Origin of the sequence: Paraburkholderia podalyriae, assembly GCF_014397785.1 — a bacterium.
In the GTDB taxonomy this organism is placed as follows: domain Bacteria; phylum Pseudomonadota; class Gammaproteobacteria; order Burkholderiales; family Burkholderiaceae; genus Paraburkholderia; species Paraburkholderia podalyriae.
In genome coordinates, this window is record NZ_VZQQ01000016.1 from 140,587 (window position 1) to 163,769 (window position 23,183).

Genomic DNA, 23,183 nt, shown 5'->3' on the forward strand with positions numbered 1-23,183 from the left:
CGCGCACCATGCCGGATCAACAGAAACCCGCCGAGGACGCTGTCAACGCGTTGCCCGTCAGTGCCGCGCAGATCGGGCACGCGGCGGCCTTGCTCGATGCCGGTGGGCTGGTCGCGTTTCCGACGGAGACCGTGTACGGCCTCGGCGGCGATGCCGAGAACCCCGACGCGGTCGCGCGCATTTACGCGGCGAAAGGCCGGCCGGCCAATCATCCGGTGATCGTGCATCTCGCGCCGCACGGCGATCCGAACTACTGGGTCGAGCATTTGCCGGCGGATGCGCAGCGCCTGATCGACGCGTTCTGGCCGGGACCGCTCACGTTGATCCTCAAGCGCGGTGCGCGCATTCCCGCGGCGGTCAGCGGCGGCCAGGATTCGGTGGGGCTGCGCTGCCCGTCGCATCCGGTCGCACAGGCTTTGCTCGAAGCGTTCAGCGCGTTGCGCGGCGGGCATGGCGGCGTCGCCGCGCCGTCGGCGAACCGCTTCGGGCATGTGAGCCCGACCACCGCGCAGCATGTGCGCGACGAGTTCGGCCGCGCGATTCATGTGCTCGATGGCGGCGCATCGGATGTCGGCATCGAATCGACGATTGTGGATCTGTCGCGCGGTTTTCCGGCACTGCTGAGGCCGGGTCGCGTGACGCCGCAGGATATCGCCGACGTGCTCGGCGAAGTGCCGCGTCTGCCCGACGGGTCGGATGCGACCGCGCCGCGCGCGTCCGGCACGTTGAAAGCGCATTACGCGCCGCGCACGCCGCTCGCGCTGCTGCCGTTCGGCGAGCTCGAGCCGTTGCTCGCGGTGCGCGAGGCGGGCGAGCGCGTTGCGCTGGTCGCGCGCGCATCGCGTGCGGGACAGTGGGCCGATGCCGACGGCGTGCATTTCGTCGCCGCACCCGAAGATCCGCACGTCTATGCACGCGAGCTCTACGGCTTACTGCGCGCGCTCGATCGCGCGAATGTCACGCGGATTCTGATCGAAAAGCTGCCGGACACGATCGAATGGATCGCGGTCAACGATCGGCTCGGTCGCGCGGCAGCGGCATTCGAAGCGCAGCATTGACGCGATTGGCTCGCTGCGCTCCATAGCGTGGCCAGCGGAAAAGATAAAGGCCCGGCTCGTTCAACGAGCCGGGCCTTTTACGATCCGGGCAACCTTAACGCCGCGTTACTTCCCGAGCCCGCTAGCAGCGATCTGCGTCTCGACCTGCTGCGCGAACAGCGCTTGCAGATGCGTGGTCGCATGCACGAGGTCCGCGAACATATAGGTCTGGTCCGCGCCGGCCACCGTGTAGGTTTGCGGCGAGCAGAACAGCGACGACGCGAGCGAGTTGCCAAACGATGCCGCCGTCTGGCCGGTTGCGAGCACGCTCGGGTTCTTTGTCGCGTATGCGGTCGCGCTCGCGGCCATCGACGTCAGGTTACATGCGGTGCCCGTATTGGACACGGTGAAACCGAGCGACTGATAGTTCTGCAACGTCTGGTCGATCCACGCGAATGCGCTCACGTAGATGACCTGTTTGGTCGACGTGAGCGACGCGAGTCCTTGCTGCAGCACGCCGTTGTAGGTCTTGACGAGCGCGTTGATGAGCGCCTGGCCTTGCGCGCCCGCGGCGAGACCTTGCGGCGTCTGCGCGATGTCCGGCACGTCCGACACCACCACGTGCGTCGCGCCCGACGCGACGACCTTCTGCACCGTGCCGACGAACGTGGCCGCGGCGGTCTTGATCGCCTGCAATTCGGTCAGCGTGGCCGTCTGCGACGCGGCGGCTGCCGCCGTCTGCGCGTCTGCCGGGGTACCGCCGTTCAGGAGCGCCTGCGTCGCGGCTGCCGTACCGGCAGCCGAGACCGCTTGTACCGCGATGAAGATGTCGTTCGCGCCACCGTTCATCAGCACGAGCTGGTTCGAATTGAAGCTGTTGTGCGCGCTCAGGTACTCGGTGACCTGCGTCGTGACCGGCACCGTCGTCGCGGCCATGTTGTTCGGCGCGAAGCCTTCGCCTGGCTGCAGATCGACACGCGAGCCGCCCTGCGCGTAACCGAGGCCGCCCGCCGCGGTGAGCGGCTGGCCGAAACCGCCGACATACGCGGCGGTGAGCGTGCCGCCGTAGTACTCGGCGACCTTCTGCGTCCAGATTTCACCCGGATTCGTCGTGAAGCGGCCGCCGCCCGTGCCCACGTTCGCCTGGACCGTCGGCATGTACGTGCCGACGTCCGACAGGCTGTCGCCGAACGACACGACCTGCAGCGTGACGCCACCCGACGGCGTGCTGCTGCTCGAACTATTGTTGTCGCCGCCACCGCCGCACGCCGCGAGCGCGGCGAACGCTGCGCTAGCCACGGCGATCTGCGTGGCGCGCATCCATTGCTGTTTCTTCGAAGCGGTTTGATTCATGTTGACTGCATCTCCTCTTATGTGTGGCCCTTGATGCCATGTGTTGCAGGCGGCGTCCACCGCGTCGGCGGCGTGACGACAGCTTACAGAATCTTCTTCGGCCTGCGTCATGTCCGAAGCGAGACCGTATGGTTTGAGTTCAAGCCGATCGCGTGCTGCGCATGATAAGCGGCGGTACGACGAACGATAGCCACGTCGCCGGCCATGTATGAATGCGGTATTGCTCGTAGAAAGACGCGTAGACAGGGATGATCGCGAGCCACGCGAGCTTGTCGGCGGCCTGCTGCATCAGCGCGAGCGATGCGTTGCACAGCGTGTCGCGCCAGCTGTAGAGCCGCCCGGCCGGGCGCGTGCGGCTCACGTGCCACGCCTCCCAGCCGATGCAGGCAAGAAAGACGGGCGCCATGGCGAGCAGCAGCAATTCGGCATCGAATTGCATCGTGTCTCCCTTCCTGGTCCCTGACCGCCGCGCGGTGCGCAGCGGGTGGTGTCGTTATCGTTCGTGCGGGTCGCGCGGTCCGAACGACCGGGCGCGCCTGCGTGGCAAGCGCTTGATGTCGCGCACCGCATGCTGCCCGACAGCGTACACGGTTAGCCGCTTGCCGCGCGTGGCATCGCTAGAAGGAATACTCAGTGGCCGGCGCGCTTGCGCGGGTTTTTCCTGGGCTTCTCGCGCGCTTCCCCGATGGGCGCGGAGACCTTCGTGAAGGCCTGTGACGGGCCTTCGTACACCCATTCGAGCAGCGCGTCGTGCGCGGCGCGCGCCGCTTCCGAATGCGGATCGTTGATCAGGCTGACAACGATGTAGCTGTTGCCGTCGGCCGACGCGACGTAACCGGCGATCGCGCGCACGTCGCGCAGCGTGCCGGTCTTGATGTGCGCGTTGCCGCCCGCGCCCCGGGTGGTCAGGCGGTTGCGCATCGTGCCGTCGACACCGGCGATCGGCAGCGAGTCGACGAACACCTGCGCGACCGGACTCGCGTTCGCGCGTTGCAGGACATCGGCGAGCGCGAGCGCGGTGATGTGTTCGCCGCGCGACAGTCCCGAGCCGTTTTCGAGCGACAGGTACTCGGTATTCAGGCTGTCGCGCTCCAGGAAAGCTTCGATTGCGCGAGCGGCTTTCGCGGGCGTGGCGGGCGCCCTTTCCTCGGCGGCGCCGATCGTCAGGAACAGGTTGCGCGCCATCGTGTTGTTGCTGAACTTGTTGATGTCGCGAACGATGTCCGACAGCATCGGCCCGTCGTGCGTCGCGACGAGCTTGGCGCCGACCGGCACCGCGCCTTCGCGGGTCGCGCCCGTGAACGTGCCGCCAGTTTGCTGCCACAGCGCGAGGAAGCCGCGCGCGAAGAACGTCGAGTGATCGAGTACGGCGACGTTGATCGCGCGCGCGTCGCAGCGCACCGGGAAGTCGCCGATGAACGACGCGACGAGCGTGCCGTCAGGCTCCGGCGTGACGGTCGGCGTCGGCAGCTCGCCGCGGCATGGGCCGCTCGTCGCACGCAGCTGGTTGTCGATGCGCAGTTGCGCGAGCGCGGGCAGCACGTCGATCGCCACCGAGCCGTCCGCAGATGGCGTCAGCGTGAACGACAACGATTTGAACGCGTACAACAGCGGATCAGGGCCGACGTTGTACGGCGCGCTCACGTCGTCGTCGAACGCGGGCAGGTCGCGCGTCGACGGATCGAAGTAGCGCTTGTCGAGCACCAGCGCGCCGTCGATGCCGTTGATGCCCGCCTTGTGGATCTTCTGCACGAGGTCGATCAGTTCTTCCGGCACGAGCTTCGGGTCGCCCGTGCCCTGGATGTACAGATTGCCGTGCAGCACGCCGCTCGCGTCGAGCGTGCCGTCCGCGTACGCGCTGGTGCGCCAGCGGTAGCTGGGGCCGAGGATCGACAGGCCCGAGTACGTGGTGACGAGCTTCATCGTCGAGGCGGGCATCATCGGCTTGCCGGCGTTCAGCGCAAGGATCGGCGTGCGATCGCCGACCTTTTCGACGACCACGCTGATCGACGACAACGGCACGTGAGCGCGCTGCAGACCGACCATCACCGGCTGCGGCAGCACCGTCGTGACGTTGACGCTGGGATGCGTGGCCTTGATGCGTGCTTCTGCCGCCAGCGGCAGCGCCGCGCTCGCACCGAGCGCGGCGGCGCAGAGCCAGACGGCCGTGCGCGGCGCGAGGCGGTAAGGCATGATGGCTGCGCGATTGAACATACGGCGCGAGCGCGACGCCAGACGGCGTGCGACGGAAGACAGAAAAGCGTGCGTCATGAACGGGTGAACAGGCAAACGGACGAGCAGGATTTCAGGGCGTGCCGCGTGCGCGGGACAATGGAGCGACTAACCGGAGGATTGACGGCGCGGTAGCGCGCCGCGTGCTGCCCGACGGCCGTCGCGCGACGCAAAGCGCCCATTGTAGTGACATGCCGCGGCGCTGCGGTGAAAAAAGCGCCACACGCCGCGCAGGCCGGAAGCGGGCGCTAGAATGCGGCATCATCGAATGTTTTGGAACGGACAACCATGCGCATCCTGCTAGTCGAAGATGACCGGATGATCGCCGAAGGCGTGCGCAAGGCGCTGCGCGGCGAAGGCTTCGCCGTCGATTGGGTCGAGGACGGTGAGGCGGCGCTGCGCGCGGCGGCCACCCAGCCTTACGACCTCGCGTTGCTCGATCTCGGTCTGCCCAAGCGCGACGGTCTCGAGGTGCTGCGTGCGCTGCGCGCGCGCGGCCATGCGTTGCCGGTGCTGATTGTCACCGCGCGCGACGCGGTTGCCGATCGCGTCAAGGGACTCGACGCCGGCGCTGACGATTACCTTGTCAAACCTTTCGATCTCGACGAACTCGGCGCGCGCATGCGCGCGCTGATCCGGCGCCAGTCCGGCCGCAGCGATTCGACGATTCGACACGGCAATTTGACCCTCGATCCCGCGTCGCACCAGGTCACGCTTGATGGCGCGCCGGTCGCGCTATCCGCGCGCGAATTCGCATTGCTCGAGGCGCTGCTCGCGCGGCCCGGCGCGGTGCTGTCCAAGAGCCAGCTCGAGGAAAAGATGTATGGCTGGGGCGAGGAGATCGGCAGCAATACGGTCGAGGTTTATATCCACGCGCTGCGCAAGAAGCTCGGCGCCGATCTGATCCGCAACGTGCGCGGGCTCGGCTACATGATCGCGAAGGACGCCTGAGCCGATGCGCTCGATTCGCCGTCAACTGTTGTTCTGGCTGCTCGCGCTCGTACTGCTCGGCGTCGGCATCGCGGGCTGGCTGATCTATCGGCAGGCGCTCGCCGAAGCGAACGAGCTGTTCGACTACCAGCTCGAGCAGATTGCCGCCGCGCTGCCGGCGGAACCGTTTTCGCAGGTGCTCGGCCGCGATACCGGCGACGAAGGCATCGTGCTGCAGATCTGGAACCGCAACGGCATGCTGATGTACTACTCGCGGCCGCGCGCGCCGCTCGCGCCGCGCGCCGAGCTGGGGTTTTCGACGGAGCGTACGGACCGCGGCGAATGGCGCGTGTATGGCGCGATCGTCGGCGATAACGTCGTGCAGCTCGCGCAGCCGCTGTCGGTGCGCAACCGGCTCGCCGCCAACGTCGCGCTGCGCACGCTGTGGCCGCTGATCGTGCTGCTGCCGCTGCTCGGACTCGCGGTGTGGGTGATCGTCGGCCGCGGGCTGCGGCCGCTGCGACGCGTGACGAGCGCGCTCGACATGCGTCATCCGGAGGCGCTCGATCCGTTGCCCGATCAGCGCTTGCCGCTCGAAGTGCGGCCGCTCGTGCGCGCGCTGAACGGGCTGCTGCAGCGGCTCGCGACCGCGCTCGATATCCAGAAGGCGTTCGTCGCCGATGCCGCGCACGAATTGCGCACGCCGCTTGCCGCGGTGCAGATCCAGGCCCAGCTGGTTGCGAGGGCCAAGGACGACACAGCCCGCAGCGAAGCGCTCACTGATCTACAGGCGGGCGTCACGCGCGCGACGCGCCTTGCCGAGCAACTGCTCGCGCTCGCGCGCGCCGAGCCGGACGGCGCTGCGGTGGCTGGGGCGCTCGATCTGCGCGAGCTATTGCGGGAGTGCGTCGCGAGCTACGCGCCGCTCGCGATGAATCGCGGCGTCGACCTCGGCATCGAGGCGAGCGAGGCCGCCAGCGTGACCGGCGACGCCGAAGCGCTGCGCGTGATGTTCACCAACCTCGTCGACAACGCGACCAAGTACACGCCGCAACGCGGCCGCGTCGACGTGAGCTTGCGCGTCGAAGACGGCCATCCGGTCGTGCGGATCGCTGATAGCGGCCCGGGTATCGATCCCGCCGATCGCGAGCGGGTGTTCGACCGCTTTTATCGCGCGGGCGCGGGCGCGAATCGCGCGCGCACCGACGTGGCCGGCAGCGGTCTGGGCCTCGCGATCGTGCGCCGGATTGCCACGCAACATCATGCGCAAGTGTCGCTCAGCGAATCGCCGGCCGGTGGTTTGCAGGTCACTGTACGCTTCTGAGCATGCTGGTTTACCCTTCAGCCAAACCCGGCGTTCATGCTGTCGCGATGACCCATAGCGGCCGGCCCGATAAGGTTCTCACGACCTGGCGCTACTTAAGACTCTTTTAAGTGACGCCCCTTACGCTCCTCGGCATCCAAAGTCACTTTCTCCTGTCAGGAACCCATGATGAACGCGAAAACCTTGTCCCGCGGCGCCGTTGCGGTAGCTGTCGCCGCTGCGCTTTCAGCTGGCTATGTGGCGGGCCATCGCGATGTGCCCGCACCGCAGATCATCTCGCCGGCGGAAGCTGCCGCGATGATGCCCGCGGAAGCCGCCGCCAAAACCGGTATCCCCGATTTCTCCGGTCTCGTGGAGACCTATGGTCCGGCCGTCGTCAACATCAGCGCGAAGCACGTGGTCAAGCAGACCGCGATGCGCGGTAACGGCGGCAACCTCAACGGCAACCAGTTGCCGATCGATCCGAACGATCCGTTCTATCAGTTCTACAAACGTTTCTTCGGCGGCGTGCCCGGCATGCAGGGCGGCGATGGCGGCGACGCGCCCGACCAGCCGAGCGCGAGCCTTGGCTCGGGCTTCATCATCAGCAATGACGGCTACATTCTCACGAACGCGCACGTGGTCGATGGCGCGAACGTCGTCACCGTGAAGCTCACCGACAAGCGCGAGTTCAAGGCGAAGGTGGTCGGCGCCGACAAGCAGTCCGACGTCGCCGTGCTGAAGATCGACGCGAGCGATCTGCCGACCGTGAAGATTGGCGATCCGCGCCAGAGCAAGGTGGGTCAGTGGGTCGTCGCGATCGGCTCGCCATACGGCTTCGACAACACCGTGACTTCGGGCATCATCAGCGCCAAGTCGCGCTCCCTGCCTAACGAGAACTACACGCCGTTCATCCAGACCGACGTGCCGGTGAACCCGGGAAACTCGGGCGGTCCGCTCTTCAACCTGCAAGGCGAAGTGATCGGCATCAACTCGATGATCTACTCGCAGACGGGCGGCTTCCAGGGCCTGTCGTTCGCGATTCCGATTACCGAGGCGATCAAGGTCAAGGACGATCTCGTCAAGACCGGACACGTGAGCCGCGGCCGCCTCGGCGTCGCGGTGCAGGGCTTGAACCAGACGCTCGCCGAATCGTTCGGCATGAAGAAGCCGCAAGGTGCGCTGGTCAGCTCGGTCGACGCCAGTGGTCCGGCGGCCAAGGCCGGCTTGCAGCCGGGCGACGTGATCCTGTCGGTGAATGGCGACGAAGTCAGCGATTCGACGGATCTGCCGGCGAAGATCGCCGGTCTCGCGCCGGGCAGCACGGCGACGCTGAAAGTATGGCGCGATAAGGCCAGCAAGGATGTGAAGGTGACGATCGGCTCGTTCTCGGACGCGAAGGTCGCGTCGGCGACCAAGGCCGATCAGCAGACCCAGCTGCAAGGCCGTCTCGGCGTCGCGGTGCGGCCGCTGACGCCAGAAGAGAAGAGCGGCGCATCGGTGTCGCACGGTCTGCTCGTGCAGCAGGCGGGCGGCGCGGCGGCGAGCGCCGGCATCCAGCCGGGCGACGTGATTCTCGCGGTCAACGGCCGTCCGGTCACTAACATTGATCAGTTGAAGCAGATGATTTCGGGCGCAGGCAACAGCATTGCGCTGCTGATCCAGCGGGACAACGCGCAGATTTTTGTGCCCGTCGATCTCGGCTGATCCGGTAACCGGGCGGTCCGGACGGATCGCCCAACCCAGTTGGAGCTGTAGTAGCGATTGCCGGTCCTTTGCATTTACTGCAAGGACCGGCTTTTTTTCGCCTGTCCGGACCGTGCTGCCGCGAGCAGCGCAGACAGGCCGAAGCGCGCCACGCGGATCGGTGCCACGATGGTCGCGCGTGTTCCGTCGACGCAACGGACGCTTGGCACAAAGGTTGCAGGATGCTTGCTTTGGACCTGTTCAGGGACTGGGCAAGGACTTTAACAAGGAGAGCGGACCGATGAAAACCCAATGCAATCAGCAACGGATCGTAGCCGTCGCGCTGTGCGCGGCGCTCACGCTCGGACTGGCGGGCGGCGCGCACGCGCAGCAGGCGGGCGTGACCGGCGGCTCGACCACCGACAACACCAGCGCCGGCAACACCAACGGCGGCGGTCTGCCGCAAGTCCAGCAGCAGGGCGACGTGTCGTACGTGTCGGGCGGCGTCGGCCTCGACGAATCGCGGGCGCTGCGACAAGCGCAAAGCCAGTGGCCGCTGACGCTGCGCTTCACCGGACCCAACGCCGAGTTTCTCGCCGATGTGCACGTGCGTATCGTCGATGCGCATAACGGCGAATTGCTCAACACGACGTCGCGCGGACCGTTCATGCTGGTGCGCCTGAGCCCCGGCCGCTACACGGTGCACGCGAAATACAACGACAGCGAGCAAACCCGCTCGGTTAGCGTGCCGGCGCACGGCAACGTCAAATCCGCGTTCATCTGGAACGTGAAGTAACGGACCGATCCGTCCGCCGCCGCGCAGGAAGCTCGCGCAATCGGCCAAAGTTTGGCCGATAATGAAGCCACGGGCGTGTCCCGTGGCTTTGCCGCTCCGGCGGCAACAGCCGGCAGTGCAGCGCCCACCCACCACGGAGCCTGGACATGAGCGATGCGTCGACATCTGCGGGACGGCCGGACGGCCATACCATCGTGATCCGCGATAACGCCCACCGCGTGCGCGTGATTCACGGGGGTGTGACGATGGCCGACACCCAGGCCGCGCTGACGTTGTCGGAGACCGGTTTGGCCGACGTGTTCTATTTCCCGCGCGAGCACGTGAACATGGCCCGGCTCGAACGCTCGGCGCACACGTCGCATTGCCCGTTCAAGGGTGACGCGTCCTACTTCCATCTGCGCACTGAAGATGGCGTGGTCGAGAACGCGGTGTGGAGCTACGAAGCGCCGTTCGAGCAGGTCAGTCGCATCAAGGGCTATCTCGCTTTTTACGCATCGCGCGTCGACCGCATCGATCAGACGTCCTGATCCCGCAGTCGGCGCGTTCATCGGGGGAGGTTGTCATGGAACTGAACGACGCGTTACGGATTCCGCTTGCGCCGTCCGAAGTATGGGACGCGTTGCAGGACCTCGCGCTGTTGCGTGCCAGCCTCGACAACTGTGAGTCGTTCGTGCGTGTCGCTCACGGCGAATACGCGCTGACGATGACCGTGCCGCTCGGCCCGTTGCGCGCGCACTACGAAGCGCGCGCGCATGTCGCCGGCCAGGATTCCGGCCCGGCGGACGCGCAGCGCCGCACCATCAACTTCAAGGCCAGGGCCGAGGGCATCGGCGCGTTGCGCGGTCAGATCGAAGTGCGTGTGCGCGCGGACGATGGCCGGGAGCGCGGCACGCGCATCGATTACACGTTGTGGGCGACGTCGTCGGGACCGCTCGCCGAGCTGCCGACGCGCCAGCTCGAGAACGCGCTTCGTCAGCTCGCCGACGATTTTTTCGCCGAATTCGACGCCGTCGTGCGCGCCAAGCACGGCCAGGGGCCGAATCGCGCGCGTGGCACCGCGCCGCGTCGCCAGTACGTGTTTTTGCGGCCGATCACGCTCGGCGGCATCGCGCGACGCGCGCGCATCGAGCACAGCCATGCGCTCCCGGGACGCGCGGCAAGCGCGTCGCATAGCTGGTCGCATGGCGTGCCGCATCACGAACCGGGTCAGCACGTCGTGCCGTACTGGGCGTGGGCCGGGATGATTTTTCTGGTCGCGCTGTTGTTGTACGTCGCGCGCTGGTTCAGCGAGCATTGAGGCGTCGGGTCGCGTGCAGCGCCTGACGGAACGCGCGACCGACATGCTCGCGCGACTACGAAATCCCGGTGGCGCACTACGAAATAACGGTGCTCCCGCGGCCTTCATCTAATCCCCGCAAAACTCCCGCCGCCACGCGCTCGGCGACGTGCGAAACGTGTCCGCGAAGTGCTGGCGCAGCGATGCGGCCGAGCCGAATCCGGCGTTCGCCGCGATCGCTTCGACAGACTCGTCGGTGCTTTCCAGCAGCTGCTGCGCTCGCGCGAGCCGCTGCGCGAGCAGCCACGCGCCGACGGTGGTGCCGGTGGCGAGGCGGAAGCGTCGCGTGAACGTGCGGCGGCTCATCAGCGCGCGCGCGGCGAGCGTGTCGAGCGTATGCGGCGCGGCCAGGTTGCCGCTCACCCAGTCGAGCAGGTCAGACAGACGATCGCCGCGCGGGTTGGGCGGCATCGGCTGTTGCACGTATTGCGCCTGGCCGCCCTGGCGATGCGGCGACACGACGAGCCGGCGTGCGACCTGATTGGTCACCCGCGCGCCGCAGATCTTGCGCAGCACGTGCAGGCAGCAGTCGAGGCCGGCGGCGGTGCCGGCCGAGGTCAGCACATTGCCGTCGTCGACGTACAGCACGTCGGGGTCGAGCCGCACGCGTGGGTAACGACGCGCGAAGTCGTCGGCCCAGGCCCAGTGCGTCGAAGCGGGCCGTCCATCGAGGATGCCCGTCGCGGCCAGCACGAAAGCGCCGAGGCACAGGCCGACGAGCAGCGCGCCGCGCGCATGCGCGGCCCTCAGCGCGTCGAGAAGCGCTGAGGGCGGCGTTTCGTCGGGATCGCGCCAGCTCGGCACGATGATCGTCTGCGCGTCGGCGAGGGCTTCGAGTCCGTGCGTGACCGCGATCGAGAAGCCCGCGGTAGTCGCGAGCGCGCCCGTCTCCGCGGCGCAGACGCGGAAGTCGAAGGCGGGAACACCGCCGCCGCGCCGGTCCTCACCGAACACGACGCATGGTACCGACAGGTGGAACGGGCTGATGCGATCGAACGCGACGACGGCGACGACGTGGTGCGATCCGTGGTCCGAGACGTTGTCGGAAGAGGCGAAGGTGGCCATGCTGGGCGTCTGATGAATTCATGAATGGCAGAAGTATGGCCCGATTCTAGCGAAGCTTGTCATTCGGGCCGCTGTCGGCGGGTGGGCAGCGGAGCGACAATGCCGTCATTGCCGTCATTGCCGTCATTGCCGTCATTGCCGTCATTGCCGTCGCGCCGCGGCCATCGCGCTGGGCGCGCGCCCTCGATTGACCGTTTTTTCTGACAAGGAGCCTTGCCATGACCACACCCGCGCCGCGCCGTGCGCTGATCGTCATCGACGTGCAGAACGAATACGTGAGCGGCGAGCTGCCGATCGAATTTCCGGACGTGCGCACGTCGCTTGCCAACATCGGTCGCGCGATCGATGCGGCGCGCGCCGCCGGCGTGCCGGTCGTGGTCGTACAGAACGTCGCGTCCGCCACCTCGCCGCTGTTCGCGCGCGGCAGCGCCGGCGCGGAACTGCACACAGTCGTCAGCTCGCGCGCTTATGACCATTTCGTCGAGAAGTCGCTGCCGAGCGCCTTCGCAGGCACCGATCTGGCCGACTGGCTCGCCGCCCGGCGGATCGACACGCTGAGCGTCACCGGCTATATGACCCACAACTGCGACGCGTCGACGATCAACCACGCGGTGCATGCAGGGCTCGCGGTCGAATTCCTGCACGATGCGACCGGCTCGGTGCCGTATGAAAACAGCGCGGGCTTCGCGAGCGCGCAGGAGATTCATCGCGTATTCAGCGTCGTGCTGCAGTCGCGCTTCGCGGCGGTCGCGAGCACCGATCAGTGGATGGCGGCGCTAAAGAGCGGCGCGCCGCTCGAGCGCGGCAACATCTATGCGTCGAATCAGGCGGCGCGAGCGCGGCGGGCGGTTGCCTGAACCCGACGCAGCGGGCGGACGATCCGGCCGGCCAATAGGAACGGGCAGTTCAACCGAACCGCCCGCTTTCCCAAAGCCGCAACGCTTGCGCACCTTCTACGCCGCCGCCTTCCTGCGCAATGCCGGACTCAGGCGCAAGGCGTCGAACATCGCTTCCACCATCTGCTGCGCGTGTGCGCCGAAGTCGGTCGCATCGGGCAAAAACAGCATGTCGCGCAACGAGCCGCCGACGAACGCGTGCACCATCGCGGCGGCAAGCTTCGTGTCGAGATCGGCGGGCATCTGGCCTTTGGAGATCGCGTTGCGCAGACCGCCCTCGATCTTCGCGAGCCCCTCGCGCATGTTGGTCTGATACCGTTCCATCACCGGCCCCATGTCTTCGACCAACTCGCACTTCAGGAACAGGATGTCGAACACGCGGCGGCGGCGCGGATCATTGGCGGTGTCGCGCACGCAGACAATGCAGACTTCCATCAGGCGCCCGAGCGGATCGGCTTCGTTGGGATCGAGCGACGCCGCCTTCAGTTCGTCGAGCGGCAGCAGCACGCGTTCGAACATTTCGGTGAAGAGTTCGCTCTTGTGCTCGAAATGCCAATAAATGGCGCCGCGCGTGACACCCGCGGCCTGGGCGATATCGGCCAGCGACGAGCGCGATACACCCTTCTCGAAGAAGACCTGTTCGGCCGCGTCGAGAATCCGGTTGCGCGTCTCCAGCGCCTCTACTTTGGTTCTTCTGACCATATTGGTGTGACCTGCGCTGATCCTGGGGTTTGTGCGGGCGGTTTTAAGTCCGCATGATGACAATTCGACTATTTCTGACGCGAATTGCGACGCGGACTTTCGGACCCCCATCCCTGCAAGATATGAATGCACTTTTACATGCATTCGTGAATGTATATATAATAGCACCCCACGAGCGCGTAGCCCAAGCCGTGACGACCGGTTAATATCCGTCACTGTTGCCTTTCGAAAGCGCTATCGCAGCCGCCAAACGGCGGCGCTGTGCGGCATTCCCCGGTATGGCGCATTCGTAGCAAGGTGCCCTGCAAGCGCAAGTTTGCATTCATGGGCTGCCGGTCGAGCGTCGCGAGACGCCTGCGTGCGCTGTCGTCACCCGGGGTAGGGACGCGCGCACTTTTTCATTACTCAGTCTTTGACAGAGGTCGCTCCATGCGCGTCGAACGGGTTCCATTCCGCTTAATCAGTGCCGCGACGGCTGCCATCTTGCTGGCGGCGTGCGGACCAAAACAATCTGCCCCGCCGCCCCAGACGCCCGAAGTCGGCGTCGTCACCCTCCAGCCGACGACCGTGCCCGTCGTCACCGAACTGCCCGGCCGTACCAGTGCTTTCCTCGTCGCGCAGGTGCGTGCGCGGGTCGACGGCATCGTGCTGCGCCGCGAGTTCACCGAGGGTAGTGAGGTCAAGGCCGGTCAGCGTCTGTACAAGATCGATCCGGCGCCGTACATCGCGTCGTTGAACAATGCGAAGGCATCGCTCGCGAAGGCGCAGGCGAACCTGGTGACGACCACCGCGCAGGCCAATCGCTACAAGGTGCTGGTCGCGGCGAACGCGGTCAGCAAGCAGGACTACGACAACGCGGTCGCCGCCGAAGGCCAGGCCGCCGCCGACGTCGCCGCGGGCAAGGCCGCGGTCGATACCGCGCAGATCAACCTCGGCTATACCGACGTGACCTCGCCCGTGACCGGCCAGATCGGCGTGTCGCAGGTCACGCCGGGCGCCTTCGTGCAGCAGAGCGCGGCCACGCTGATGGCCACGGTCCAGCAGCTCGACCCGGTCTACGTCGACCTCACGCAATCGAGCCTCGATGGTCTGAAGCTGCGCCGCGACATGCAGGAAGGGCGTCTGAAGACGACCGGCCCGGGCGCCGCGCAGGTCACGCTGGTGCTGGAGGACGGTCGCGTCTATTCCGAGAAGGGCAAGCTGCAGTTCACCGACGTGACCGTCGACCAGAGCACTGGCTCGGTCACTGTGCGCGCGATCTTCAAGAACCCGAACCACGTGCTGCTGCCGGGCATGTTCGTGCGCGCGAAGATCGACGAGGGCGTGAACCAGAACGCGCTGATCGTGCCGCAAGTCGGCGTCACGCACGACCAGAAAGGTCAACCTACCGCGCTCGTCGTCGACAACGACAACAAGGTCGAGCTGCGTCCGCTGGTTACCACGGGCACCCATGGTTCGTACTGGGTGGTGTCGGACGGCCTGAAGCCGGGTGACCGGGTGATCGTCCAGGGCACCGACAAGGCGCGTCCCGGCCAGCAGGTCAAGCCCGTGCCGGCGCAGCTGCCCGGCAACCCGGCTTCCAACGTGGCCGCGGGCGGCGCCCAGACAGCTCAACCCGCGGCTCAGCCTGCCTCCGCCGCCTCGGGCGCGTAATAACAGGGAGCCCGCCTCATGGCAAAGTTCTTTATTGATCGCCCGATTTTTGCATGGGTGATCGCCATCATCTTGATGCTCGCGGGTCTCGCGTCGGTGTTCACGCTGCCGATCGCGCAATACCCGACCATCGCGCCGCCGTCGATCCAGATCAGCGCAACCTACCCGGGTGCTTCGGCGAAGACGGTGGAAAACACCGTCACGCAGGTGATCGAGCAGCAGATGAGTGGTCTGGACCACCTGCTGTACCTCGCGTCGACCTCGGACGACTCGGGCACGGCCACCATCACGCTGACGTTTGCGGCCGGCACCAACCCTGACATCGCGCAGGTGCAGGTGCAGAACAAGCTGCAGCTCGCCACGCCGCTGCTTCCGCAAGCGGTGCAGCAGCTCGGCACCAAGGTTACGAAGTCGAGCAGCAGCTTCCTGCTGGTGATGGCGTTCGTGTCGACCGACGGCAGCATGAACAAGTACGACCTCGCGAACTACGTCGCGTCGAACATTCAGGATCCGATCAGCCGTATCGACGGCGTGGGTACGGTGACGCTGTTCGGCTCGCAGTACGCGATGCGGATCTGGCTCGACGCGAACAAGCTGAACAACTTCAGCCTGACACCGCTCGACGTCTCAACCGCGCTGCAGGCGCAGAACGTGCAGGTCGCGGGCGGCGCTCTTGGCGGCACGCCGTCGGTGCAGGGCCAGGTGCTGCAGGCCACGATCACGCAGGCCACGCTGCTCAATACGCCCGAGCAGTTCGGCAACATCCTGCTGAAGGTGAACCAGGACGGCTCGCAGGTACGTCTGCGCGACGTGTCGCACATCGAACTCGGCGGCGAAAACTACAACTTCGACACCAAGTACAACGGTCAGCCGACGGCGGGCTTCGGTATCCAGCTCGCCACGGGCGCGAACGCGCTCGCCACCGCGAAGGCGGTGCGCACGAAGGTCGCCGAACTGTCGAAGTACTTCCCGCACGGTCTCGTGGTGCAGTACCCGTACGACACGACGCCGTTCGTGCGCCTGTCAATCGAGGAAGTGGTCAAGACGCTGCTCGAAGGTATCGTGCTCGTGTTCCTCGTCATGTACCTGTTCCTGCAGAACCTGCGCGCCACGCTGATCCCGACGATCGCGGTGCCGGTGGTGCTGCTCGGTACGTTCGCGATCATGAGTGTGGTCGGTTTCTCGATCAACACGCTGTCGATGTTCGGTCTCGTGCTCGCGATCGGTCTGCTGGTGGACGACGCGATCGTGGTGGTGGAAAACGTCGAGCGGGTGATGCAGGAGGAGGGTTTAGCGCCTCGCGACGCGACCCGCAAGGCGATGGACCAGATCACCGGCGCGCTGGTCGGCGTCGCGCTCGTGCTGTCGGCGGTGTTCGTGCCGGTGGCGTTCTCGGGCGGCTCGGTCGGTGCGATTTACCGGCAGTTCTCGCTGACGATCGTCGCGGCGATGGTGCTGTCCGTGCTCGTCGCGTTGATTCTGACGCCGGCGTTGTGCGCGACGATCCTGAAGCCGATTCCGAAGGGTCATCACGAAAAAGCCACCGGCTTCTTCGGCTGGTTCAACCGTACCTTCAACACGAGCCGCGACAAATATCACTCGGGCGTGCACCACGTGATCAAGCGCTCGGGCCGCTGGCTCATCATCTACATGGTGGTGATCTTCGCGGTGGGGCTGCTGTTCGTGCGTCTGCCGAAGTCGTTCCTGCCTGACGAAGACCAGGGCACGATGTTCGTGCTCGTGCAAACGCCGTCGGGCTCGACGCAGGAAACCACCGCGCACGCGCTGAAAGACGTGTCGGACTACTTGCTGAACGACGAGAAGGCGATCGTCGAATCGACCTTCACGGTGAACGGCTTCAGCTTCGCGGGTCGCGGCCAGAACGCGGGTCTCGTGTTCGTGCGGATGAGGGACTACGCGCAGCGTCAGCACGCGGATCAGAAAGTGCAGGCACTCGTTGGACGTCTGTTCATGCACTTCAGCAGCTACAAGAACGCGCTCGTGTATCCGGTCAATCCGCCGTCGATTCCTGAACTCGGCACCGCGGCAGGCTTCGACTTCCAGCTGCAGGACCGCGGGGGTATCGGTCATGCGAAGCTGATGGAAGCGCGCAACATGCTGCTCGGTCTGGCGGCGAAAGATCCGACGCTCGCACAGGTGCGTCCGAACGGCCTGAACGATACGCCGCAGTTCAAGGTGAGCATCGACCACGAGAAGGCGTCGGCGCTCGGCGTGTCGCTCTCCACGATCGACCAGACGTTCTCGATCGCGTGGGCTTCGGCGTACGTGAACAACTTCCTCGACATCGACGGCCGGATCAAGAAGGTGTACCTGCAGGGCGACGCGCCGTTCCGGATGAAACCGGAAGACGTGAGTGCCTGGTTCGTGCGCAACAGCGCGGGCGCGATGGTGCCGTTCTCGGCCTTCGCGAGCACCGAGTGGACGTACGGTTCGCCGAAGCTCGAGCGCTACAACGGTATCTCGTCGGTGGAAATCCAGGGTGCGGCCGCGCCGGGCAAGTCGACCGGTCAGGCGATGGTTGCGATGGAATCGATCGTCAAGAAGCTGCCGGCGGGCGTCGGCTACGAGTGGACGGGTCTGTCGCTGCAGGAGCGTCAGTCGGGTTCGCAGGCGCCGATCCTGTACGGCATCTCGATCCTCGTTGTGTTCCTGTGTCTCGCGGCGCTGTATGAAAGCTGGTCGATCCCGTTCTCGGTGATCATGGTGGTGCCGCTCGGCGTGATCGGCGCGCTGCTGGCCGCGACGCTGCGCGGGCTCGAGAACGACGTGTTCTTCCAGGTGGGTCTGCTGACCACGGTCGGTCTGTCGGCGAAGAACGCGATTCTGATCGTGGAATTCGCGCGAGAACTGCAGCAGGGTGAAGGCATGGGGCCGATCGAGGCCGCGCTCGAAGCGGCGCGTCTGCGGTTGCGTCCGATCCTGATGACCTCGCTCGCGTTCATTCTCGGCGTGTTGCCGCTCGCGATCAGTAACGGCGCGGGCTCGGCAAGCCAGCACGCGATCGGTACCGGCGTGATCGGCGGGATGTTGACGGCGACCTTCCTCGCGATCTTCATGATCCCGATGTTCTTCGTCGTGATTCGCGCGAAGTTCGGCGGCGAGAAGGAAGACCCGGATGAAGCGCTGCGCCACTACCAACAGCACCATCCGCACGATCCGCAAGGCGGCGCGACGGGTGGCACGGCCGACGGCTCGGATGGCAATGGCTCGGGCAAGGATGGGCATTGAGATGCAAAAACACTCTTTGATTGCAGTGGCCGTCGCGCTGCTCGCCACGGGTTGCACGCTGGCGCCGCACTACGAGCGGCCCGCCGCGCCCGTGACGGCGACTTTCCCGACGGGCGGCGTGTACGATCAGCAGCCGGGCACGCACGGCGCGCGCAGCGCGAACGGCCAGGCCGCCGCCGACATCGGCTGGCGCGACTTCTTCGTCGATCCCCGTCTGCAGCAGCTGATCGAAATCGCGCTGAAGAACAACCGCGATCTGCGTGTGTCGGTGCTGAACATGCAGGCGTCGGCGGCGCAGTACCGCATCGTGCGTGCGGGTCTGTTCCCGACGCTCGATGCCGCGGCCTCGCAAAGCAAGTCGCGCACGCCGAAGGACCTGACTTTCACCGGCGTGACGATCTCCAACACGTATTCGGTGGGCTTGAACGCGTCGTGGGAAATCGACTTCTTCGGGCGCGTGCAGAGCCTGAAGGATCAGGCGTTGGCCACGTACCTCGGCACCGCGCAGGCGCGCAAGGCGGCGGAAATCTCGCTGGTGACGCAGGTGGCGAATCAGTACATGACGGTGCTCGAACTGGATGATCTGCTGAAGGTCACGCAGAACACGCTGAAGACGGCGCAGGAGTCGTACCGCATCACCAAACTGCAGTTCGACAACGGTACGGGTTCCGAACTCGATCTGCGGCAGTCGCAAACAGTCGTCGAGACCGCCAGCGCGAACCTGCAGTCGCAGACGCGGTTGCGGACCCAGGCTGACAACGCGCTGGTGCTGCTGATCGGCGAGCCGTTGCCCGCTAGTCTGGCGAGCGGCCTGCCGCTGGACGACCAGGACCTGCTCACGGACATTCCGGCGGGCCTGCCATCCGATCTGCTGACGCGTCGTCCCGACATCATCGAGGCCGAGGAGAATCTGCTCGCGGCCAACGCGAACATCGGCGCGGCGCGCGCGGCGTTCTTCCCGAAGGTCACGCTGACCGGCAGCGCCGGCACGCTGAGCCCGACGCTCGGCGGGCTGTTCAAGCCGGGTTCGGCGGCGTGGAGCTTCGCGCCGTCGATCACGCTGCCGATCTTCGAGGGCGGTCAGAACATGGCCAACCTCGATCTCGCCAACATCCAGAAGAACGTGCAGATCGCCACGTATGAAAAGGCGATCCAGACGGCCTTCCGTGAAGTGGCGGATGGACTGGCCGCGCGCGGCACATACGACGAGCAGATCGCGGCGCTCGAGCGCGATGTCGCGGCCGAGCAGCGCCGGCTGGACCTGTCGACCCTCCGTTATACGAATGGTGTCGACAGCTATCTGTCGGTGCTGACCGCGCAGACCTCGCTGTACGTGGCTCAGCAGGCGCTGGTTACCGCGCGCATGGAGCGCCTGCAGAACCTGGTCACGCTGTACCAGGCGCTCGGCGGCGGCTGGGTCGAGCATACCGGCGACCAGCCGCGTCCCGCCGACACGCCGGTCGACTACGGTGCGGCGAGCGCGCCGGTCGCGGCTTCGGCGGCGACGGCAGGGTAAGCGGTTCGGCTCGACGAACCGCTGAAGTAAAGCAAAAACGCCACGGCATGCCGTGGCGTTTTCGTTGATGCGCGGCGTTCGGTGCCGCTCGCCGCATCGGCGCTGCATCAAAAGCTCAATGCAGGTCCGCCGCCCGCAGCATCTCGTTGTGCTGCGGTTCGCCGAGCGCGCCGGCGTCGAGATCGTGCCCGGCGCGGCGAAACTCGCTCGTCGCCTTGTTCTCGCTCTTCACGCCGTTGAAAATCAGGTTCTGCACGACCGCCGACACCGACGCGAGCAGAATCCCGCTATGCAGCAGCGGCGACAACGCCGGCGGTAGTTGCGAGAAGAAGTGCGGCGATACGACCGGCACGAGGCCGAGCCCGATGCTGACCGCGACGATGAACAGATTGTGTTGATTCCTGACGAAGTCGACGCGCGACAGCACCTTGATGCCGTTCGCCGCGACCATGCCGAACATCACGATGCCCGCGCCGCCGAGCACGAACGCCGGCACCGACGCGACCACCTGCGCCATCTTCGGAAAGAGACCGAGCAGCACGAGGATCACGCCGCCCATCGCGCAGACGAAGCGGCTCTTCACGCCGGTTACGCCGATCAGCCCGACGTTCTGCGAAAAAGACGTGTGCGGAAACGAATTGAAGATGCCGCCGATCAGTGTGCCGAGCCCGTCGACGCGCAAGCCGCGCACCAGCGTCTTCTGATCGACCGGACGATCGACCATGTCGCCGACCGCGAGGAACATGCCGGTCGATTCGATGAAAGTGACGAACATCACGGTGATCATCGTCGCGATCGACAGCGGATCGAAGTGCGGCAGACCGAAGTGGAACGGCATCACGAAGCCGACCCACGGCGCGTGCGTGACGCCGTCCATGTTGACGCGGCCGAGCATCAGCGCGATCACGAAGCCCGCGACGATGCCGAGCAGCACCGAGATATTGGCGACGAAACCGCTGGCAAACCTGTTGACGAGCAGGATCAGCGTCAGCACGAGGAGCGCCAGGCCGAGGTAGACCGGATTGCCGTAGTCGGGATTGCCGACGCCGCCGGCCGCCCAGTTGATGCCGACTTCCATCAGCGACAGGCCGATCACCGAAATCACGACGCCGATCACGACCGGCGGGAAGAAGCGCAACAGTTTGCCGACCGCGGGCGCGAGCAGAATGCCGATCACGCCGGCCGCGATCGTCGAGCCGAAGATGTCGAGGATGCCCAGCGAAGGATTGGTGCCGATCGCGACCATCGGGCCGACGGCCGCGAACGTGCAGCCCATGATGACGGGCAGACGGATGCCGAAGATCCACAGCCCGAGCGTCTGGATCAGCGTGGCGATGCCGCAGGAAAACAGATCGGCGCTGATCAGGAAGGCGAGCTGGTCTTTCGGCAGCTTCAACGCCGCGCCGATGATCAGCGGCACCGCGACCGCGCCGGCGTACATGACCAGCACGTGCTGAATGCCAAGAGTGAGCAACTGGCCCGCGGGTAGGCGCTCGTCGCACGGGTGAACCGTGTTCGCTTGCATATCGTCTGTCTCCACCATCTCGTTTTGGGATGACTCCAAGGTATCGGGGACGAAAAGTCGCAACAAGACCATACGTGGCTATTCCGGCATTCCCGGCGACGATATGCACAGGCGTCGTTTGAAAGGCAAATTAAAGCCACGCGTGGGGCGGATCGGCTGCGGACCGACGGCGAGCCCTATGCGGCGGCGATTGCGGGCGGTACGTCGTGTGCGCGGCGGGGCTTCGTCGCCGGCGGGGATATGTGTGAGAATCGATGACGTGTATCACGCTTCGCGCATAGTCCTGTTTTGACGACGCTCGCCGCATGAGGGGGTTAACCCGCGAAGGGGCTTTTCCTCGCGTGTTGTCCGATCCGTTCGCCGAACCTTCGCGGTGTCGCCGCCAGCTTTGCTGGTTCATTTCTCATCCTCATTTCAACGTCCTTGCGCTCATGAGTTTTCTTGGCATCGACCTCGGCACCGGCTCCCTGAAAGCCGCAATCGTCGACGAACATGGACGCGAACAGGCGGTGTCGAGCGTCGCTTACGCGCTCGTTACGCCGCACGCGGGTTGGGCAGAAATCGACGTCGAGACCTGGTGGAACGCGCTCGTCCATGCGATGGCGAGCCTGCCGCGCGAACTGCGTGACGGCGTGCGCGCGATCGGCTTGTCCGGCCAGATGCACGGCGTCGTATTGCTCGATGCAAACCGCGCGGCGGTGCGGCGCGCGATGCTGTGGCCCGACTCGCGCGCGCTCGCCGTGCTCGATCAATGGCCCGAGCCGCAACCGAATCCGGTCGCGCCCGGCATGGCCGGTCCGCTGCTGCGCTGGCTGGTGTTGCATGAGCCGGAAGCCGCGCGCCGCACGCGCTGGGCGCTGCAGCCGAAGGACTGGCTGCGCGTCGCGCTCGGCGGCGCGTGCGTGACCGATGCGTCCGATGCGTGCGCGACCGCGCTCGCCGATCCCGCCGGCGCGTGGGACGCGGCGCTGCTGGAACGCCTCGAGATTCCGCGCGAGTGGTTCGCGCCTCTGGCGCCGTCGTCTGCGGCGTCGGGCGCGCTGTCGCCACAGGCCGCGCAGGCACTCGGCCTACGGCCGGGTATCGCGCTCGCGACCGGCGCCGCGGACACGCCGTGCGCGGCGCTCGGCAGCGGACTCGCGCGTGACGGCGACGCGCTGCTGACGACCGGCACCGGCGGACAGATCGTCGTGCTCGCGAACGACGAGCCCGCGCCGCTGAAGGGCTTGCATCGCTATCGCGCGGCGAGCCATCACTGGTATCGGATGGCGGCGATGCAGAACGTCGGCATCGCGCTCGAGCGGGTGCGCGGGTGGCTGTCGTACGAGTGGGCGCAGGCTTACCGCGAGGCATTCGGCGATACGGCCGATGTCAGCGCTGATGCCGCTGCTGATGCCACATCAACGCTTAGCTTCCTGCCATACCTGACCGGCGAGCGCACGCCGTGGCTGAACCCGCAGGCGCGCGGCGGCTGGCTCGGCCTGTCGCTCGAGCATACGCGCGGCGCGATGATGCGTGCGGCGTTCGAGGGCGTCGCGTTCTCGCTGCGCGCGGGGCTCGACGCGATTCGCGCGAGCGGCGCGCCGGTGACGGCGCTCAAGCTCGCGGGTGGTGGCTCCGTCGATGCGCGCTGGCGACAACTGCTCGCCGATGCGCTGGACGTCGAGCTGCACGCGGTCGATTGTCCGAACGCGGCGCCGCGCGGCGCGGCGATCCTCGGCGGTCTCGCGTGCGGCCACTGGCACGCGCGCGATCTCGGCGCGCTCGCGCCGGGCGCGACGCGCGTCGCCGGTCCGCGAGGCGATGCGGCGCTTGCGGAACGCTATGCGCGCTTCGTCGATCTGTATCAGCGGGTCGAGCCGTGGTTCGGTGCTAGCGCGCCGCGCGAAGCGAAGTAGCAGCGG

17 protein-coding genes and 1 pseudogene are annotated in these 23,183 nt (G+C 66.3%); 12 read left to right on the forward strand and 6 right to left on the reverse strand.

Going from position 1 to position 23,183, the window contains the following annotated elements:
• Positions 1-8 precede the first annotated feature (8 nt).
• Positions 9-1,058: an L-threonylcarbamoyladenylate synthase gene (locus F6X42_RS20490; protein WP_187635959.1), complete on the forward strand. Its 1,050-nt coding sequence runs from the start codon at positions 9-11 to the stop codon at positions 1,056-1,058.
• A gap of 105 nt (positions 1,059-1,163) precedes the next feature.
• Here F6X42_RS20490 and F6X42_RS20495 read toward each other — a convergent pair whose 3' ends face one another.
• The 3 genes and pseudogenes from F6X42_RS20495 to dacB form a co-directional block, all read right to left on the reverse strand.
• A complete protein-coding gene (locus F6X42_RS20495) occupies positions 1,164-2,390 on the reverse strand; it encodes an SGNH/GDSL hydrolase family protein (RefSeq protein WP_187635960.1) in 1,227 nt (408 codons plus the stop codon).
• 175 nt (positions 2,391-2,565) lie between these two features.
• Positions 2,566-2,829: pseudogene (locus F6X42_RS20500) on the reverse strand (sterol desaturase family protein); the annotation flags it as partial.
• A 191-nt stretch (positions 2,830-3,020) separates the two neighbouring features.
• Complete coding sequence (dacB, locus tag F6X42_RS20505) at positions 3,021-4,661, reverse strand: D-alanyl-D-alanine carboxypeptidase/D-alanyl-D-alanine endopeptidase (protein ID WP_187635961.1); 1,641 nt, start codon at positions 4,659-4,661, stop codon at positions 3,021-3,023.
• 249 nt (positions 4,662-4,910) lie between these two features.
• Here dacB and F6X42_RS20510 point away from each other — a divergent pair, with 249 nt between their 5' ends.
• The 6 genes from F6X42_RS20510 (at position 4,911) to F6X42_RS20535 (ending at position 10,634) form a co-directional block, all read left to right on the forward strand.
• Positions 4,911-5,573, forward strand: a complete 663-nt coding sequence (locus tag F6X42_RS20510; protein WP_187635962.1) for a response regulator — start codon at positions 4,911-4,913, stop codon at positions 5,571-5,573.
• A 4-nt stretch (positions 5,574-5,577) separates the two neighbouring features.
• A complete protein-coding gene (locus tag F6X42_RS20515; RefSeq protein WP_187635963.1) occupies positions 5,578-6,876 on the forward strand; it encodes an ATP-binding protein in 1,299 nt (432 codons plus the stop codon).
• A 168-nt stretch (positions 6,877-7,044) separates the two neighbouring features.
• A complete protein-coding gene (locus F6X42_RS20520; protein WP_187635964.1) occupies positions 7,045-8,562 on the forward strand; it encodes a DegQ family serine endoprotease in 1,518 nt (505 codons plus the stop codon).
• Between the two features lie 280 nt (positions 8,563-8,842).
• The gene (locus F6X42_RS20525; RefSeq protein ID WP_187635965.1) at positions 8,843-9,337 is read left to right on the forward strand and encodes a carboxypeptidase regulatory-like domain-containing protein; all 495 of its coding nucleotides are present in this window, start codon (positions 8,843-8,845) and stop codon (positions 9,335-9,337) included.
• Between the two features lie 146 nt (positions 9,338-9,483).
• Entirely contained in the window at positions 9,484-9,864 is a 381-nt protein-coding gene (locus F6X42_RS20530) for a DUF427 domain-containing protein (protein ID WP_187635966.1), read from the forward strand.
• 35 nt (positions 9,865-9,899) lie between these two features.
• Positions 9,900-10,634, forward strand: coding sequence for an SRPBCC family protein (locus F6X42_RS20535; protein ID WP_187635967.1), 735 nt, complete (start codon positions 9,900-9,902; stop codon positions 10,632-10,634).
• A 108-nt stretch (positions 10,635-10,742) separates the two neighbouring features.
• On the opposite strand, the gene F6X42_RS20540 is transcribed toward F6X42_RS20535, so the two are convergent.
• A complete protein-coding gene (locus F6X42_RS20540; protein WP_187635968.1) occupies positions 10,743-11,738 on the reverse strand; it encodes a helix-turn-helix domain-containing protein in 996 nt (331 codons plus the stop codon).
• Positions 11,739-11,956: 218 nt separating this feature from the next.
• Here F6X42_RS20540 and F6X42_RS20545 point away from each other — a divergent pair, with 218 nt between their 5' ends.
• Complete coding sequence (locus F6X42_RS20545; protein ID WP_187635969.1) at positions 11,957-12,595, forward strand: cysteine hydrolase family protein; 639 nt, start codon at positions 11,957-11,959, stop codon at positions 12,593-12,595.
• 96 nt (positions 12,596-12,691) lie between these two features.
• Here F6X42_RS20545 and F6X42_RS20550 read toward each other — a convergent pair whose 3' ends face one another.
• Positions 12,692-13,336 carry a TetR family transcriptional regulator gene (locus F6X42_RS20550; RefSeq protein ID WP_187635970.1) on the reverse strand — a complete coding sequence of 215 codons (645 nt, stop codon included), beginning with the start codon at positions 13,334-13,336 and terminating at the stop codon, positions 12,692-12,694.
• Between the two features lie 429 nt (positions 13,337-13,765).
• Between F6X42_RS20550 and F6X42_RS20555 the strand changes: the two genes are divergently transcribed.
• Genes F6X42_RS20555 through F6X42_RS20565 form a run of 3 tightly spaced genes read left to right on the forward strand, consistent with a single transcriptional unit; the run spans position 13,766 to position 19,754 of the window.
• A complete protein-coding gene (locus F6X42_RS20555; RefSeq protein ID WP_187635971.1) occupies positions 13,766-14,989 on the forward strand; it encodes an efflux RND transporter periplasmic adaptor subunit in 1,224 nt (407 codons plus the stop codon).
• Between the two features lie 18 nt (positions 14,990-15,007).
• Positions 15,008-18,238, forward strand: a complete 3,231-nt coding sequence (locus tag F6X42_RS20560; protein WP_187635972.1) for an efflux RND transporter permease subunit — start codon at positions 15,008-15,010, stop codon at positions 18,236-18,238.
• A gap of 1 nt (position 18,239) precedes the next feature.
• Positions 18,240-19,754, forward strand: coding sequence for an efflux transporter outer membrane subunit (locus F6X42_RS20565; protein WP_187635973.1), 1,515 nt, complete (start codon positions 18,240-18,242; stop codon positions 19,752-19,754).
• Positions 19,755-19,869: 115 nt separating this feature from the next.
• On the opposite strand, the gene F6X42_RS20570 is transcribed toward F6X42_RS20565, so the two are convergent.
• On the reverse strand, positions 19,870-21,279 hold the full coding sequence (locus F6X42_RS20570) for a nucleobase:cation symporter-2 family protein (protein ID WP_187635974.1): 1,410 nt from the start codon (positions 21,277-21,279) through the stop codon (positions 19,870-19,872).
• A 431-nt stretch (positions 21,280-21,710) separates the two neighbouring features.
• Between F6X42_RS20570 and F6X42_RS20575 the strand changes: the two genes are divergently transcribed.
• Positions 21,711-23,177 (forward strand): xylulokinase, encoded by a 1,467-nt coding sequence (locus F6X42_RS20575; protein WP_187635975.1) that lies wholly within the window; start codon positions 21,711-21,713, stop codon positions 23,175-23,177.
• The last annotated feature ends 6 nt before the right edge of the window (positions 23,178-23,183 follow it).